This is a genomic window from Burkholderia sp. WTPI3 (assembly GCF_021483755.1).
GTDB lineage: Bacteria > Pseudomonadota > Gammaproteobacteria > Burkholderiales > Burkholderiaceae > Burkholderia.
Map to the genome: position 1 here is coordinate 18,685 of NZ_JAGIXF010000007.1, position 15,614 is coordinate 34,298.

Below are 15,614 nucleotides of genomic sequence, written 5' to 3' on the forward strand. Positions count from 1 at the left end.
CGTCCAATCGCCGAATCGCCGGCCCGGTGAAACGCCTTAGTCCATTCCGACGATTCCTCCCCGCATGCACCGGCCTACGCTCGATGTCGGGTTCGCCGCGATGCGCGCCGCGCGCCGGCCGCCGACGGGTTCCGCGCACCGCACGGCGCATCCGCCATGCCCGCACGTGCCGGCGACTACGGCGCGCACCCGCGGTCCCGCCCGCCCCTCAATTTCATCCGATACCCGCAATGACCAAACCAGCCAACCTCGTCACCTCGATCACCGTCGACATCGACGCGCCCGCTTCCGTCGTCTGGGAAGTGCTGACCGATTTCCCGCGCTACGGCGAATGGAACACGTTCTGCGTCGGCCTCGAAACGACCGGCCGGATCGGCGACTTCGTGTACATGCAGGTGCGCATTCCGGGCACGGACACGGTGATTCCGGTCAACGAGATCCTCGTCGCGTGCGAGTCCGAACGCCTGCTGTCATGGGAACAGCGTCCGACCGACGACAACAAGGACGCCGCGCGCCGCGATCAATACGTCGAAGCCGACGGCGCCGAACGCTGCCGCTACTTCACGACCGACCAGTTCCTCGGCATCAATGCGGAAACGATCATGCGCGAGCACGGTGGCTGGGTGAAACAGGGGTTCGACCAGTGCGCGCGCGACGTGAAGCAGCGTGCGGAAGCACTGCATGCGGCACGCCGGCGCAAGCGCGCGTGACGGAGTACGATCGATGCCCGATTTGCAGACCCTTTCCGATCATCACGACATCCGCGAGCTGATCGTCGCGTATTCGAGCGCGATCGACTCGCGCGACTTCGATGCGCTCGATGCCGTGTTCACGCGCGACGCCGCAATCGACTATCGCGCGATGGGCGGCATCGCCGGCGCGTATCCGGACGTGAAGGCGTGGCTGCGCACCGTGCTGCCGCGGTTTCCGCAGTACCAGCACATGGTGGCTAACACATCGATCACGCTCGACGGCGACATCGCGCGCGGCCGCACGATCTGCTTCAATCCGATGGAAGTCGTGCTGCCGGACGGCGGCACGCAGATGATGTTTTTAGGGCTCTGGTACGTCGACCGGTTCGTGCGTACGGCCCGGGGCTGGCGCATCGCCGAGCGTGTCGAGGAACGTTGCTACGGCCACAACGTGCCGGCCGTGCTGGCGGACGCGACCGGTTGAACCCGCACGCCGCATGACGCGCGCGCCGTGGCATCGCTGCACGGCACGCGGCCCGGGCCCTCGGGTCAGTCGAGACGGAACGCCGCTTCGAAACGCGCGGCGAACGTGTCGAACTCGGTTTCCGGCAAATGGTTGATGCCGCCCGCGCGCTTGCGTCCGCCGCCGGTCGGGAACCCGCGGCAGAATTCGTCGGCGCCGAGCGGCCGGCCGTCGGGCACGCGCACGCTGACGACCAACCCGCCCTGCGCACGCGGCGACAGCACCGCGAGCGCCGCATGCGGCGCGTTGCGCATCCGCTCGTTCGCGAGCATGCCCGTCGCGCGCCGCGCCCACGGATGATCCGGCATCCTGATCAGCGTCGCGCCCGGCACGTCGCGCAGCGGTGCAAGCGCGCACGCCAGCGCCATGTCGTCGCGGTAGCCGTCGCGCAGCGCGGCGAATACCGGCGTGCCGCGCACGAAATCGAGCGGATCGACGCATGGCAGCATCGCGTCGGCAAGCACGGCAGGATCGAAATGCAGATCGCCGACGCACTCGCCGTATGCGTTGTAGTTCAGATAAAGCCCGAGCTCGGCAAGCGTGCGCCGCTCGGCTTCGTCGATCCCGTGCTCGCGCGCCAGCGCGTCGCCGAGCGCCGGCAATTCGTCGCCGAACGTCGCGACGATCGCCCAGCGCACGTGCCGGCCGTCGAGATAGCGGTTCACGAGCGCGCTCGTACAGACGTCGGCCGCCGTGTCGATATACGCGTCGAAATGCGCATCGCCCGGCAGATCGCCCGCGAAGTGATGATCGAAATAGCGGACCGCCACGCCGTCGCGCAGCAGCCGTGCGCACGCGTCGCGATTCTGGTCGTGCGACACGTCGAGCACGGTCACGCGATCGCCCGCGCGCGCGTCGATCCGCTCGAGCAGCCTGATGTCGCGCTTCACGCCCGTCACGAGCGTGCCTGGCGCCCCTTCCACGAGCCGCAGCTGCTGCAGCGCGCACAGGCCATCCGCGTCGCCGTTGAACGCGAAGAAATGCCGTCCCTGATGGTTTTCCTGCATGATCCGATACTCCCTCCTCAGGGCATGAAATCGCCGCCGTTCGCATCGAGCGTCGCACCGGTCACCGCGTTCGCGTAATCCGACGCAAGGAACAGCGCCGCGCGCGCGCAATCGTCGTCGGTCGGCAGCTTCGCGAGCGCGATGTTCGACGCGATCGGCGCGATGATCTCGTCTTCCGTCATCCCGTATTCGGCCGCGGCCTGCCGGAAATACGTCTGCGTCGGCACCCCCCACATCCAGCCCATGTGGATGCTGTTCGCGCGGATGCCGTGTACGCCGAGCTCGCGCGCCAGGTATTTTGCCGCAACCGCGAGCGCGCCCTTCGACACAGCGTAGCCCGATTCCCCTGCAAATGGCTTGCGGGTCGCCTGCGTGTTGATCATCACGATCGCGCCGCGCTTCTGCCGCTTCATGTGCGGCACGACCTCCTGCGTGAGCGTCATCGTCCCGAACACGTTGGTGTCGAACACCGCGCGCCAGCCGTCCAGGTCGGCCTCCTCGACCGACTCCGGAAACGTGCCGTGTACGAACGCGCTGTTTACGAGCGCGTCGATCCGGCCGAAACGCTCCATCGCCTGCGTCGCGAGCTGCCGGCACTGCGCACGCTCGGCGATGTCGGTGCGCACCTTCAGCACGTCGCACGCGACGCCCAGCTCGCGGATCCGGGCTTCCGCATCGTCGAGCTTTTCCATCGTGCGTGCCGCGACGACCACGCCGCGCGCGCCCTCGCGCGCCGCCTCGACCGCGAGCTTCACACCGAGTCCCGGCCCGATCCCGGAAATCACGACGATCTTGTCCTTCAGCAACATGGATTGTCTCCTGGTTGTCGTTCGTCCCGCGGCGTGCCGTCAGCCGGCCGCCTGCAGGTGCCGCGCGCGATACGCGGCGAAGTCGTGCGCAAGCTGCGCGTCGGTGAAGCCGAAGCGCGCGATCGAATAATCGTGTGCGGCGCGCTTGTCGCGGCCGTTGCGCGCCATCCAGTCCGTCATCGCCGCGCGCTGTGCCGCATCGAGCGGCATCCCCGCGAAGCGGTACACGGCTTCGGCGACACCGAGCGGGTTCGATACGGTGTCCTCGAAACGCACGTCGAGGAACCGGTCGGCGGGCAGCGCGTCGCGCGCGGTCATCGCGGCACTTATCGCGCGCGCCATCCCCGCGTTCCACTGCGCGCCGACCGCGAGCGGGTCCGGGTCGTCCGCATACATCTGCCACAGCGTGTGCGCCATGCTCGCCATCGACGGAATCGTCTGCGCCGGATCGCGATGCGTGAGCACGATCTGCGCACGCGGAAACACGCGGCACAGCACGTCGAGCGCGTGCAGGTGCTGCGGCGTCTTCAAGAGCCAGCGCCCGGCCGACGCGACGCCGCGCTGCACCTTCTGCCACTGCAGGAACTGCAGCATCCGCTTCAGGTACGTATAGACCGGCGCCAGGTCCTGCTTCGCGAGCCACGCCGTGTAGCGCGGCACGTTCGCGTACGAATCCATCGCGCACACGAACGAGTGCTCCATCAGCATGAATTCTTCGTCGGCGAGCATCGCGTCGAGCGGATGGATCGTCAGGATCTGCGGAATGCAATCGATCATCATCGCGACTTCCGCCTGCGCACGCGCAATGCGCACGGTCGGCGCGGCGAGCGTCTCGCCGGCGAGCGGCGCCGGATAGCGAGTTTCCCACCATGCGGCCGAATGAAACCGCGCGTCGACGGCAAGCAGCCGTTGCAACAGCGTCGTACCGGTACGTGGCAGGCCGACGATCACGAGCGGATCGTCGATCTCGATGTCGGCGATCTCAGGATGACGACGGAAGTAATCCTCGACGACAAGCCGGTTCACGAGCTGGCCGACGAGCTTCTCGCGCATCATCTGCGCGCCGCGTCCGGACAGCTTCGCTTCGTCGATCAGCGATGCGCACATCTCGTCGAGCGCCTCTCGATACGGGCCGTCGCCGAACGCGGCGAGTCCGCCCGTGCGCGACACGGCCTCGGCGATCAGTCCGTCGGCGTCGAGCTGCGCGCGGATCGGGTCGGGCAGCGCGCTCATGCGGCCTCCTTCAGCGTGGCGAGCTTCACGACGCGCGTGCGCGGATGCACCGGCTGCGCGGCGCCCACCCAGCGCCAGCAGATCGTGCCCGTGCGATGCCCGGCCGTATCGAGCCAGTTCGCGTCGCCCGGCCGCGACGCGGCGACTACCACCGTCACGCCGCCGTCGGCATTCAGCCGCGCGCTGTGCTTGTTCACGCAGATGTCGAAGTGCCGGTAATCGAGCGACTCCATCCAGTAATTGTTGAGCTGCACGTTCCAGAAATCGCAGTCCGGCACCGTATCGACCTCGATCACGAGCGCTTCGTCCTCGGCCAGCGACCAGCACGAGTGGTAGTAGTAGATGTTCGGGTCGCCGCCGACCGACTGGCACAGCGCCTGGTCCGCGGGCGGCAGCGCGTTCACGTGCGCCCCGTAGCTCGCGGCCCAGTCCGCGAACAGCTTCGACGTCTGCTCGACGAACTGCGCAGCGCGCGTGAGGCCGCCTTGCAGCACGAGCGGATCGAGCGGCGCCGGCCGCTCATGCGCGCCGATGCGCTCGATCTTCAGTTGCGCGGGCGTCTCCGCGCGCCGGTCGAGGAAGGTCTGGCGCACCAGCAGCGCGTTCGTGCCGGGCTCCATGCGTACCCAGTTGCCGGCGTGCGGCGTCTCGCTCAGCACGATCTCGAAGCTGCCGTCCGCCGCGACCTCGAGCTGCTTCGCATCGAGAAAGCCCGTCTGCAGCATCTTGCCGTCGGTCTCGTATCCGCCCTTCTGCGTGCCGAAGCTCAGGTACGCGACCGTGCCGCGCCGCCCCGTCACGCGATATTCGCAGCGGCCGTCGATGCGTGCGTACTGGTACAGGTTGTCGGGATTGTCGGCACCGATCTTCGCGGTCTCGTGCGACGGCGAGAAGAAGCCGGGCCACGCGCCGTCCGCGAACTCGACGTGCATTTCGAGCGCGATGCGCATCAGCCGGCTCAGGTAGCGGAAACCTTCCGCCCGCGTAAGCGGATCGTCTGGCGCCTCGCTGCGCAGGATCTGCTGCCCGCTGCGCTTCAGGGTGTCACAGAAATCGGTCCAGGTCTGGCCCGAAAGCAATTGCGTGGCACGTGTGTCGTCCGTCATGTGTCGTCTCCGCCGATGGTCGAGCGCCCACCTTAAGCGAGCGTCCGGCGCGCCACTTCGTCCGGGTGGACTAAGGAAAGATCCTCTGCCCGGCAGCGCGGAGGTTAGTCCACCCGGACGAAGAGCGGCACCGCCCGTGCTCGATACCGTGGTGCCATGCACGAAACGCCGCACATGTCGCGCGGCGCCGGCATGAAACAAGGAGACGAACGATGTTGACCCACTTGGAGCGGCTGGAGGCCGAGAGCATCCACATCATGCGCGAGGTGGTCGCCGAAAGCGAAAACCCGGTGATGCTCTACTCGATCGGCAAGGACAGCTCGGTCATGCTGCATCTCGCGATGAAGGCGTTCTACCCGGCGAAGCCGCCCTTTCCGCTGCTGCACGTCGATACGACGTGGAAGTTCCGCGAGATGATCGCGTTTCGCGACGAGACAGCCGAGCGCCTCGGCCTCGACCTGCGCGTGCACGTGAATCCCGACGGCCTGTCGAACGACATCAATCCGTTCACGCACGGCTCGGCCGTGCACACCGACGTGTGGAAGACGCAGGGGCTCAAGCAGGCGCTCGACCACTACGGCTTCGACGCCGCGTTCGGCGGTGCGCGCCGCGACGAAGAGAAATCCCGCGCGAAGGAACGCATCGTGTCGCTGCGCTCGGAGCAGCACCGCTGGGATCCGAAACGTCAGCGGCCCGAACTCTGGTCACTGTACAACGCACGCAAGCGCAAGGGCGAAAGCCTGCGCGTATTCCCGATTTCCAACTGGACCGAGCTCGACATCTGGCAGTACATCCAGCTTCACGACATTCCGATCGTGCCGCTCTACTTCGCGAAGGAGCGGCCCGTCGTGGAACGCGACGGCGCGCTGATCATGGTCGACGACGAACGCCTGCCGCTGCGCGACGGCGAAGTGCCGCAGATGCGCAAGGTGCGCTTTCGCACGCTCGGCTGCTATCCGCTGACGGGCGCGATCGACAGCGATGCGGCATCGCTCGACGACATCCTGCAGGAGATGCGCGACACGCGCACGTCCGAGCGCCAGGGACGGCTGATCGACAGCGATTCGGCCGGCTCGATGGAAAAGAAGAAACAGGAGGGATATTTCTGATGGCACACGCTCTCACCTCACACGACACGCTCGTGCGCCCGGCGTCCGATCTGCACAATATGCCCGTCATGCACGCCGACGATGCGCAGACGAAGGACCTGCTGCGCTTCATTACCTGCGGCAGCGTCGACGACGGCAAGAGCACGCTGATCGGCCGCCTGCTCTACGAATCGAACATGCTGTTCGACGACCAGCTGACCCAGCTCGAAGCCGATTCGAAGAAAGTTGGCACGCAAGGCGGCGAACTCGATTTCGCGCTGCTCGTCGACGGTCTGTCGGCCGAGCGCGAGCAAGGGATCACGATCGACGTCGCGTATCGCTTCTTCGCGACCGCGCGGCGCAAGTTCATCGTCGCCGACACGCCCGGCCACGAGCAGTACACGCGCAACATGATCACCGGCGCGTCGACCGCCGACCTTGCAGTCATCCTGATCGACGCGCGCAAGGGCGTGCTCACGCAGACGCGCCGCCACAGCCATCTCGTCGCGCTGATCGGCATCAAGCGCGTCGTGCTCGCGATCAACAAGATGGACCTGGTCGACCACGACCGCGCGGTGTTCGAGCGCATCGACGCCGACTATCGCGCGTTCGCGGCCGAGCTCGGCCTCGAGGAGATCGTCAGCATTCCGATGTCCGCGCTGCGCGGCGACAACGTGATCGCGCCGAGTTCTCGGATGCCTTGGTACACGGGCGCGACGCTGATGCAGCATCTCGACACGCTGCCGCTCGTCGAGCGCGTGACGCGCGACGAACCGTTCCGGCTGCCAGTGCAATGGGTCAATCGCCCGCACCTGAACTTCCGCGGTTACGCCGGCAGTATCGCGTCCGGCGAAGTCCGCGTAGGCGAACGCGTGCGCGTGCTGCCGTCCGGCAAGGAGAGCCGCGTCGTGTCGGTGATCACGCCGGCCGGTGAAGCCGACGTCGCGCGCGCCGGCGAAGCGGTGACGCTCACGCTCGCCGACGAGATCGACATCAGCCGCGGCGACCTGATCGCGCGCGCCGATGCGCCGCCGGAAGTGGCCGACCAGTTCGAGGCGACGCTCGTGTGGATGCACGACGAACCGCTGCTGCCGGGCCGTCCTTATCTCGTGAAGCTCGGCACGCAGACCGTCAGTGCAACCTGCGCGACGCCGAAACACAAGATCGACGTGAACACGCGCGAGCATCTCGCCGCACGCACGCTCGCGCTGAACGAGATCGGCGTGTGCAACCTGAGCTTCGACCGGCCCGTCGCCTTCGATCCGTACGACCGCAACCACCACACCGGCGGCTTCATCGTGATCGATCGCTTCACCAACGACACGGTCGGCGCTGGAATGCTGCACTTCGCGCTGCGCCGCGCGCACAACGTGCACTGGCAGGCCGTCGACGTCGACCGCGACGCGCGTGCGCTGCAGAAGGCGCAGACGCCGCGCATCGTGTGGCTGACCGGCCTGTCCGGCGCCGGCAAGTCGACGATCGCGAACCTCGTCGAACGGCGGCTGCATGCGCTCGGCAAGCACACGTACCTGCTCGACGGCGACAACGTGCGGCACGGCCTCAATCGCGATCTCGGCTTCACCGAGGCCGATCGCGTCGAGAACATCCGGCGCGTGGCCGAAGTCGCGCGGCTGATGCTCGATGCGGGGCTCGTCACGCTCGTGTCGTTCATATCGCCGTTCCGCTCGGAGCGCGACATGGCGCGTGCGATGGTCGGCCCGGACGAGTTCGTCGAAGTGTTCGTCGACACGCCGCTCGCGGTCGCCGAGGAACGCGATCCGAAGGGCCTGTACAAGAAGGCGCGCAAGGGCGAGCTGAAGCACTTCACCGGCATCGACTCGCCGTACGAGCCGCCCGCACAGCCGGAATTGCGCATCGATACGGTGGCCGAATCGCCGGAAGCCGCGGCCGACCGGATCGTCGCCTACCTGCTGCGCGAACGCGCCGCATAAGCCGCTTCGGCGGCATCGGGCGGGCACGGCCCGCGTCGTCTACTCCGTTCGGATGACGCGGGCCGCTGGCCGGTCGGTATGCTGGGTCGGGAGCATTCACCCGACCGAGGAGAACACGAGCATGCTGACCGCGCTGGCACCTGGCGACACGGCCGCGCACGACGATTTCGACGCCGCCGCCTGGACCGCCCGCGAGCTGAGCGCGTGGCTCGGGCTCGTCTACCAGGGCCCGTCCGAAACCACACCGTGGGCCGGCTTTCTCGAAGCGATCCGCGTGCGGCTCGACGCAAGCTTCACGACGCTCGTGCTGCGCAATCCCGGCGGCACGCGGCGCGGACTCATCATCAACGCGTCGAGCCACGGCCCGCTGCTGCCCGGCGAACCCTCGTACAGCGAGCAGTTCTATGCGCTCTGCCCGTTTCTCGATCAGCCGGCCGGCCAGGTCTTCACGGCCGATGCGCTGTTCGGCGAAACCCGCTGGCGCGCGCACGATTTCTACCGGCAGTACCTGCAACCGCTCGACCTGCGCTACATCCTCGGCGCGAACCTGCGCGTCGAGCGCGGCGTCGAATGCGCATTCTTCGTGAGCCGCGCGCATGGCGGCCGCGAGTTCGACCCGGCCGAGCGCGCCCAGGTCGCAACGCTGCTGCCGCACCTGCAGCGCGCGGTCGAACTGCACGCGGCACTCGACGTGCTCGATGCCGAACGCGCGCTGTACGCCGGCACCGTCGACCGGCTCGATGTCGGCACCGCGATCGTCGACGAGGACGGTCGCGTGATCAAGCGCAACCGTATTGCCGAGCGCCTGATCGAGCAACAGGACGGCCTGTGCCTGCGCCACGAACGGCTCCATGCGTCGTGTCCGCTTGACGAGCGCCGGCTGCAGAAGGCACTGCAGGCCGCGCTCGAGCATTTCCGCGCGGGTGCGCTCGCGCGCATCGAGGCCACCACGCTGTCGCGCCCCGGCGGCGCGATGCCGTTGAACGTGCTGCTGCGCCCGCTCGCGCCCTATCGCGGCGCCGAGGACCGCCAGCACCGGCCTGCCGTCGCGGTCTTCATCCGCGATCCGGCGGCGTCGCCGCAAACGTCGCGCGACATGCTGCACCGGCTGTTCCGGCTGACGCCGATGGAAACCGAGATCGCGCTGCTGCTCGTCGACGGCCTGACGCTCGACGAGGCGGCCGCCGCGACCGGCATCACGAAGAACACCGCCCGCGCACACCTGCGCGGGATCTTCGCGAAAACGGGCGCAACGCGGCAGGCCGTACTCGTGAAGACGCTGCTGAACAGCGTCGTGTCGATGGCGTAACGGTCGACACGCCGCCGGGCCCGCGTCTCCCGGCGGCGACCGGACGTCCGCACCTGATGTCATACGTCATTGGATGTGATTCATCCCCTGCACGGTCTCATGGTATTCCCAAAAATCTGGAGATTCCCACGGGTAAACCCGCGATCTCTTGCGTCTACCTCCGGCGTACCATGTTATACGACAACATACTACTTCATTCATCACCTCGACGCCGACGCGGGCCGCCGCCCCGATCGCCGCCCGACCGGAGACTCCGTTGACCTCGCCTGCCCTGTCCGGCCTCGACCCGCTCGCGTCCGCCGTCTCGAAAGTGAAATGGCATGTGCTGCCCTCGTGATGATCATGTTCATCGCGAACTACATCGACCGCGTGAACGTCGGCTTCGTCGACCGTCATCTCGAAGCGTCGATCTGCTTCGCCGCGCTCGGCTTCAAGGCCGCGTCGTCGCTGTTCTGGCCGATTCCGCAGGGCTACCTCGACACACGCGTGGCCGCGGCCGTGATCGCGCTGATCAACTCGATCGGCAACCTGGGCGGCTTCGTCGCACCGACGGCCTTCGGCTATCTGAAGCAACATACGGGTTCGATCACGGGCGGCCTGCATGCGCGCGCGATCGCGTCCGTCGCCGCCGCGGTCGCCACGCTGTTCGCGCGCACGCACCGGCGCAGCGATCCGCCGCGCAGCTTGCCGGCCGACGAATCCTTCACGAACACCGTAATGCTCCGCCATGCCGAACACTGACCGCCTGACCGTCGTCGTCTCGAATGCCGCCGATGGCGACCTCTCCACGTTCTCGCTCACGCCCAACGGCGCGCTCGCGCCGCTCGCCCGCTACCCGTCCGGCGACGTCGCGATGCCGATCGCCGTGCAGCCCGATCGCGCGCGGCTCTACGTCGCGACGCGCGGCGAGCAGCCGACGATCGTCGCGTTCCGCGTCGCGGCCGCGACCGGTGCGCTCGCGCGCATCGGCACGACCGCGATCGACGCGAGCCATGCGTACCTGTCGCTCGATCGCAGCGGCCGGTGGCTGCTCGGCGCGTCGTACGGCGGCAGTTCGCTGAGCCTCTACGACGCCGCGCGCATGCGCGACGGCGACGGTGCGCCGCTGCAGATCGCGGACGGCATCGCGAACGCGCATGCGGTCGTCGTGTCGCCGGACAATCGCTTTGCCTACGTGAGCTCGCTCGGCTCGGACCGGATCTTCACGTTCGCGCTGGTCGAGGATGCCGGCGGCGTGCGTGCGCTCGAACACGGCGAAACGCGCGTGCCGGGAGGCTTCGGTCCGCGTCACCTGCGCCTCGCGCACGACGGCCGCACGCTCGTCGTGGTCAGCGAATTCCTCGCGACGCTCGCCACGTTCCCGCGCGACGCCGACAGCGGCCGCCTCGGCGATGCACACGTGAGCGCGCGCCACCCTGCCGTGGCCGGCCTCGTACAAGGTCATGCGCGCCCGCCCGCACCGGTCGAACCTTCCGTCTGGGCCGCCGACGTCCACCTGACGCCCGACGAGCGCTTCGCGTACGTCAGCGAACGCACGTCGAGCCAGTTGCTCTGCTATCGCCGCGATGCGGACGGCACGTTCGAACCCGCGCACGCGACGACCACCGAAACGCAGCCGCGCGGCTTCGCGATCGATCCGTCGGGACGCTGGCTCGTCGCGTGCGGCGAGCAATCGGAATACGTGTCGGTGTACGCGATCGCGCCGGACGACGGCACGCTGAGGCCGCATGCGCGCGTGCCGGGCGGTCGCGGTGCGAACTGGGTTGCGATCGTCTGATCGATTGGCTGGCTGCTTGATCGATTGATCGGCGCCGGCCTCGCGAGCGATATCGACCCGCCCGCCTTCAGCGCCGCTCGCTCGGCGCCACGCCTGTCCAGCGCTTGAACGCACGCGTGAAATTCGCACGGTCGGTATAGCCGACCCTTGCCGCGATCTCGTCGACCGGCAGGCGCGTGCCCTCGAGCAACCGGAGCGCGTCGCGCAACCGGATCTCGTCGAGCAATGCCGAATAGGTCGCGCCGAATTCCGCGAGCTTGCGCTTCAACGTGCGCGCCGACACGTGCAGTTCGCGCGCGACGCCGTCGACCGACGGATAACCGGCCTCCCCGCAGATCAGCAGGTTGCGCACCCGCTCGACGATGCTTTCCGCATAGCCGAGCCGTGCGAGCTCGGCCTCGCACTGCTGGACGATCATCTGCGCGGTCTGCGCGTTCGCGGTGCCGATCGGCTCGTCGAGCAGCGCGGCGTCGCAGCGGATGCGGTTCGCGCTCGCGTCGAAATGACAGCGCGGCAGCCGTGCGCGATAGCGCTCGAACCACGGCGGCTCCGGCCACTCGAAGTGCAGTTCGGCACGCGACTGCAGCGTGCGCCCGGGCGCCGGATCGAGCAGCGAATTGAACAGGATCGCCGTCTCGACCAGGAAGTTCTCCATCGCGAACTGGCGCAGTCGGCCGAGCGGAAACGCCTCGAGCACGTCGATGTCGACGATCCCGTCGAGCTGTGCGAGCCGCACCGAAAAGAACGGCACGCGGGTCGGCAGGTAACGGATGCCGAGCGCGATCGCCTCGCCGAGCGTGGCACAGCTCATCAGCCCGAAGCCGATCAGCCCGGATTTCGTGAGGCTGCTGCGCAGGCCGATCTCGATCGCGATCGACGGATCGCCCGTCGCATCGAGCAGGTTGAATACGATCGCCGCCTGCTGCAGCGGCGTGATGCGCGCATCGGGCTGCGCGAGCCGGTCGCGCTCGACGCCAGAGCCGGCGAGAATGCGGCCCGAATCGATGCCACGCTCCTCGGCGAGCATCAGCATGAACAGCGCATACGCGGACGATACCGTCGCCTTGTTCAACTGGCGCGCGGCATCAGGAACGGACAGGGCCATGCGGCGGACTCCGGAGCGGTTTCGGCGGATTGTAGCGTCGCTGGCCCGCAATGACACCCCCACGACACTCTAGCCGCGCGGTGCGGGCCCGGACGCCGGTGCGCCGGCCAAGGTGTCCCGAAATGACACCATCATTGGCACCGGCGGCCCTCGCGTGCGCTCCGGTGCGCGCCTATGCTTGTCACATCGGCATTGCGCCCCACTCTTTCCGCCTGGATTCCGCTCGATGAGCCAACCCGCACGAACCGTCTTTCGCAACGACGCAGACAAGGTCGCGTATGTCCGCCGCGAGGTCAACGCCGCGAGCGATGCGATTCGCGCGCGTTTTCCGCTGCTCGACCGCCAGAATGTCGTCGGTGCGACCGTGATGGCCGTGTCGGTGAGCGCGATGCTCGCGATCGCGTGGCTGTATGCGCGCGGCACGATCGCGTGGTACGTCGCGCTGCCGCTTGCCGCGTTCGTCACGTCGCTGATCCACGAGCTCGAGCACGACCTGATCCACCTGATGTACTTCAAGAAGACCCCGTGGGCCTATCACCTGATGATGGCGCTGTGCTGGCTTACGCGGCCGGGCACGATCAACCCATGGACGCGGCGGCGCATGCACCTGCATCACCACAAGGAGTCGGGCGGGGAATCGGATCTCGAGGAATTCGGCATCACCAACGGCGAACGCTGGGGCGTGAAGCGGCTGCTGATGATCGCGGACGGAATGCTCGCCGTCGTGCTGCGGCCGGACGCGATGCGCCGCAAGGTCAAGCGGTACGTCGCCGCGCAGCCGGTGCAGGATGCGGCCGAGCGCGCGCAGTTGCGCGTCGAACAGGTGTCGTCTTACATGCCGATCGGTCACGCGTACTACGCGCTGTGGCACGCGTTCATCGTCTATCATGCCGGCCTGTTCGCGCTGCATGCATTCGGCCATGCGCCGAGCGTGCCGGCGATCGTCGAGCGCGTGATGAGCATCGTCGATTTTCTCGCGGTCGTGTGGCTCGGGCCGAACTTCGTGCGCAGCTTCTGCATCAACCTCGTCAGCTCGAACATGCATTACTTCGGCGACATCGATTCACGCAACGTGATCCAGCAGACGCAGGTGCTCAACCCGTGGTGGATGCTGCCGTTCCAGCTGTTCTGCTTCAACTTCGGCAGCACGCACGCAATCCATCACTTCGTGGTGCGCGATCCGTTCTACATCCGCCAGTTGACCGCGCGAACCGCGCATGCGGCACTGCGTGAAGTCGGCGTTCGGTTCAACGACGTCGGCACATTCAAGCGCGCGAATCGCTGGGGCGCTTATCAGCCGTATCGCGGTAGGCGTGGCGCGCAGCAGGCCGACGCATGAACGCATACGGCCGCGACTCCCTTCACCGGATCAATCGCCGATCGCCGGCATCGGTCCGTGCCCACGGATCCACGCCCAATTCGCCAGTTCGGACATTTCCTTGTCGCCGCGGCTGTCGCCGTACGCGAACAGTTTCGCGGGCGGCTGACTCCCCCACCAGCCGCGCAAGCGCACGACCTTCTGCGGCCCCCAGCAATTCTCGCCATTCAGCCGTCCGGTGAACACGCCACGCTCGAACGCGAGGTGCGTCGCGAGCACCGTGTCGATGCCGACCGTCTTCGCCCACTTCTCCAGATACAGCGACGGCGACGCGCTGACCAATACGACTTCGTGCCCGCGCACCTGATGCTCGCGAATCCGCTCGAGCATTTCCGGACGCACGAAGTTCGGCAGATAGCCGTCGACGAACCGGCACGCCAACGCGTCGAGCGCGTCCTCGCGCATCGGCCCGAACGCAAACCCGGCGAACTTCGCCTTCGCGTCGCCGCGCGACAGCAGCCCCGCTTTCATCGCGACGATCCACGGCAGCGCGCGCAGGCCAGCCCACGCGAAACGAGGCGTGCCGACCGCGTAGCGGACGAAATGACGGAAGCTGTCGGTAGTCGTGATGGTGCCGTCGAAATCGAAGGCGGCAACGATGCGGTCGGTCATGGAGAGACGGGAAAGCAGTGAGATGCCCCGGAAGATAGCAGAATCGCGCCGGTCCACGCGAAACGGCGTGCTGCCGTATGGCTCGCGCAGCGACCGCGCGCGCCGGAGCGCGCAGTCGTGCGGTTCGTGCGGTTCGCTCAGCGCTGCGGCCGCGCCGCATGCGCCGCAGGCAGCACGACGTTCATCAGGTGATCGGCGCGCGACAGCAGATCGGTCACGCGCTCGTCGAGTCCGCGCAGTTGCGCGGGCTGCATCCGGATCTGCTGGACGGCCTGCCCGACGATGTTGCGGCGGTCGAACAGCGTGCGCTCGATACCGGCGTCATCCGGTGCGCGCACGACGTCCGACACCGCACTCAGCGCCGCGAGGACGACCACGAGGTTTTCTTCCGCATGGCGGACCTTCGCGGAGAGCTCCTCGGTGCGGCGCGGGAAAAAGCCGAGCGACTGCTTGAGCGCGCCGAGCGCCGCACGATAGTCGACGTGCGCCGACGCCGCGCCGAACCAGCGGTCGAACATGCCCGCCTTGCGCGTCGCCTGCGCGAGCATCCCTGCCATCATGTCGGCCGCGCCGAGCTCGTTGAATTCGCGCGTCGTCGCCGCGACGGCTTCGACGAGATTGCCGGCCGCCTCCAGCGCCCCGTCGCCGATCGTTGCGACCGTCGCGAGCTTGAGCGGCACCAGTTGCCGGATGTGCCGCTCGATGCGCGGCGCGTAATCGGGATAGAGATGCGGGAAGCTGGCCTGCGCGGCCCTAAAGCACGCTTCGAGCTGCGGATGGTTCGATCCGCCGAACAGCGCGCGGCCCAGCGCGTCGGCAGGCGCCGCACGCGTGGCGTGCACGGGCGCCGGCCCCAGGTCGAGCGCCTGCGGCGCCGGCCGCTCGGGCGCACGCGCGGCCGGCACACCGGCCGCCGCCGGCGTGTCGAACGCAAGACGCCCGGGCGTGCGCTCGGGCGTCGTATCGAACTCGAGCCGCTTCGGCTCGTCGGACGGATTCGCCATCGATGCTTGCTGCCAGGCG

14 protein-coding genes and 1 pseudogene are annotated in these 15,614 nt (G+C 67.8%); 8 read left to right on the top strand and 7 right to left on the bottom strand.

What is annotated here, in order from left to right:
- Positions 1-230: 230 nt before the first annotated feature.
- Together J7024_RS05905 and J7024_RS05910 are read left to right on the top strand one after the other, a co-directional pair.
- Positions 231-710 (top strand): SRPBCC domain-containing protein, encoded by a 480-nt coding sequence (locus tag J7024_RS05905; RefSeq protein ID WP_124830698.1) that lies wholly within the window; start codon positions 231-233, stop codon positions 708-710.
- A gap of 13 nt (positions 711-723) precedes the next feature.
- The gene (locus J7024_RS05910) at positions 724-1,176 is read left to right on the top strand and encodes a nuclear transport factor 2 family protein (protein ID WP_124830699.1); all 453 of its coding nucleotides are present in this window, start codon (positions 724-726) and stop codon (positions 1,174-1,176) included.
- Between the two features lie 65 nt (positions 1,177-1,241).
- Here the strand turns inward: J7024_RS05910 and J7024_RS05915 are convergent, their stop codons facing one another.
- Genes J7024_RS05915 through J7024_RS05930 form a run of 4 tightly spaced genes read right to left on the bottom strand, consistent with a single transcriptional unit; the run spans position 1,242 to position 5,370 of the window.
- The gene (locus tag J7024_RS05915) at positions 1,242-2,222 is read right to left on the bottom strand and encodes an acetyltransferase (RefSeq protein ID WP_124830700.1); all 981 of its coding nucleotides are present in this window, start codon (positions 2,220-2,222) and stop codon (positions 1,242-1,244) included.
- A gap of 17 nt (positions 2,223-2,239) precedes the next feature.
- A complete protein-coding gene (locus J7024_RS05920; protein WP_124830701.1) occupies positions 2,240-3,031 on the bottom strand; it encodes an SDR family oxidoreductase in 792 nt (263 codons plus the stop codon).
- Positions 3,032-3,070: 39 nt separating this feature from the next.
- On the bottom strand, positions 3,071-4,264 hold the full coding sequence (locus J7024_RS05925) for a sulfotransferase family protein (protein WP_234744853.1): 1,194 nt from the start codon (positions 4,262-4,264) through the stop codon (positions 3,071-3,073).
- Entirely contained in the window at positions 4,261-5,370 is a 1,110-nt protein-coding gene (locus tag J7024_RS05930; RefSeq protein WP_234744854.1) for a DUF1214 domain-containing protein, read from the bottom strand. The genes J7024_RS05925 and J7024_RS05930 overlap by 4 nt, the downstream gene beginning before the upstream one ends.
- 143 nt (positions 5,371-5,513) lie before the next feature.
- Between J7024_RS05930 and cysD the strand changes: the two genes are divergently transcribed.
- The 5 genes and pseudogenes from cysD (at position 5,514) to J7024_RS05955 (ending at position 11,496) form a co-directional block, all read left to right on the top strand.
- Complete coding sequence (gene cysD / locus J7024_RS05935; RefSeq protein WP_265096072.1) at positions 5,514-6,479, top strand: sulfate adenylyltransferase subunit CysD; 966 nt, start codon at positions 5,514-5,516, stop codon at positions 6,477-6,479.
- Positions 6,480-6,538: 59 nt separating this feature from the next.
- Positions 6,539-8,410: a sulfate adenylyltransferase subunit CysN gene (cysN, locus tag J7024_RS05940; protein ID WP_124830717.1), complete on the top strand. Its 1,872-nt coding sequence runs from the start codon at positions 6,539-6,541 to the stop codon at positions 8,408-8,410.
- 121 nt (positions 8,411-8,531) lie between these two features.
- Positions 8,532-9,719, top strand: coding sequence for a helix-turn-helix transcriptional regulator (locus J7024_RS05945; protein ID WP_175762317.1), 1,188 nt, complete (start codon positions 8,532-8,534; stop codon positions 9,717-9,719).
- 402 nt (positions 9,720-10,121) lie between these two features.
- A pseudogene (locus J7024_RS05950) lies at positions 10,122-10,460 on the top strand (MFS transporter); the annotation flags it as partial.
- Positions 10,447-11,496: a lactonase family protein gene (locus J7024_RS05955; RefSeq protein WP_124830706.1), complete on the top strand. Its 1,050-nt coding sequence runs from the start codon at positions 10,447-10,449 to the stop codon at positions 11,494-11,496. The pseudogene J7024_RS05950 and the gene J7024_RS05955, both read left to right, overlap by 14 nt.
- A 67-nt stretch (positions 11,497-11,563) precedes the next feature.
- On the opposite strand, the gene J7024_RS05960 is transcribed toward J7024_RS05955, so the two are convergent.
- Complete coding sequence (locus J7024_RS05960) at positions 11,564-12,601, bottom strand: AraC family transcriptional regulator (protein WP_124830707.1); 1,038 nt, start codon at positions 12,599-12,601, stop codon at positions 11,564-11,566.
- Between the two features lie 226 nt (positions 12,602-12,827).
- On the opposite strand from J7024_RS05960, the gene J7024_RS05965 reads away from it, so the two are divergent.
- Positions 12,828-13,940: a fatty acid desaturase gene (locus J7024_RS05965; RefSeq protein ID WP_124830708.1), complete on the top strand. Its 1,113-nt coding sequence runs from the start codon at positions 12,828-12,830 to the stop codon at positions 13,938-13,940.
- A 30-nt stretch (positions 13,941-13,970) separates the two neighbouring features.
- On the opposite strand, the gene J7024_RS05970 is transcribed toward J7024_RS05965, so the two are convergent.
- Both J7024_RS05970 and J7024_RS05975 read right to left on the bottom strand, forming a co-directional pair.
- Positions 13,971-14,591 carry an HAD family hydrolase gene (locus J7024_RS05970; RefSeq protein ID WP_124830709.1) on the bottom strand — a complete coding sequence of 207 codons (621 nt, stop codon included), beginning with the start codon at positions 14,589-14,591 and terminating at the stop codon, positions 13,971-13,973.
- A gap of 137 nt (positions 14,592-14,728) precedes the next feature.
- Positions 14,729-15,595, bottom strand: coding sequence for a hypothetical protein (locus tag J7024_RS05975; RefSeq protein WP_175752309.1), 867 nt, complete (start codon positions 15,593-15,595; stop codon positions 14,729-14,731).
- Between the last annotated feature and the right edge of the window lie 19 nt (positions 15,596-15,614).

Excerpts from the sequence above, each read along its gene's own strand:
- J7024_RS05965 (WP_124830708.1), top strand. The coding sequence starts at position 12,828 with ATGAGCCAACCCGCACGAACCGTCTTTCGCAACGACGCAGACAAGGTC.
- J7024_RS05915 (WP_124830700.1), bottom strand. The coding sequence starts at position 2,222 with ATGCAGGAAAACCATCAGGGACGGCATTTCTTCGCGTTCAACGGCGAC.
- J7024_RS05910 (WP_124830699.1), top strand. The coding sequence starts at position 724 with ATGCCCGATTTGCAGACCCTTTCCGATCATCACGACATCCGCGAGCTG.
- J7024_RS05920 (WP_124830701.1), bottom strand. The coding sequence starts at position 3,031 with ATGTTGCTGAAGGACAAGATCGTCGTGATTTCCGGGATCGGGCCGGGA.
- J7024_RS05905 (WP_124830698.1), top strand. The coding sequence starts at position 231 with ATGACCAAACCAGCCAACCTCGTCACCTCGATCACCGTCGACATCGAC.
- J7024_RS05955 (WP_124830706.1), top strand. The coding sequence starts at position 10,447 with ATGCCGAACACTGACCGCCTGACCGTCGTCGTCTCGAATGCCGCCGAT.
- cysN (WP_124830717.1), top strand. The coding sequence starts at position 6,539 with ATGCCCGTCATGCACGCCGACGATGCGCAGACGAAGGACCTGCTGCGC.
- J7024_RS05970 (WP_124830709.1), bottom strand. The coding sequence starts at position 14,591 with ATGACCGACCGCATCGTTGCCGCCTTCGATTTCGACGGCACCATCACG.
- J7024_RS05925 (WP_234744853.1), bottom strand. The coding sequence starts at position 4,264 with ATGAGCGCGCTGCCCGACCCGATCCGCGCGCAGCTCGACGCCGACGGA.
- J7024_RS05975 (WP_175752309.1), bottom strand. The coding sequence starts at position 15,595 with ATGGCGAATCCGTCCGACGAGCCGAAGCGGCTCGAGTTCGATACGACG.
- J7024_RS05960 (WP_124830707.1), bottom strand. The coding sequence starts at position 12,601 with ATGGCCCTGTCCGTTCCTGATGCCGCGCGCCAGTTGAACAAGGCGACG.
- J7024_RS05945 (WP_175762317.1), top strand. The coding sequence starts at position 8,532 with ATGCTGACCGCGCTGGCACCTGGCGACACGGCCGCGCACGACGATTTC.
- J7024_RS05930 (WP_234744854.1), bottom strand. The coding sequence starts at position 5,370 with ATGACGGACGACACACGTGCCACGCAATTGCTTTCGGGCCAGACCTGG.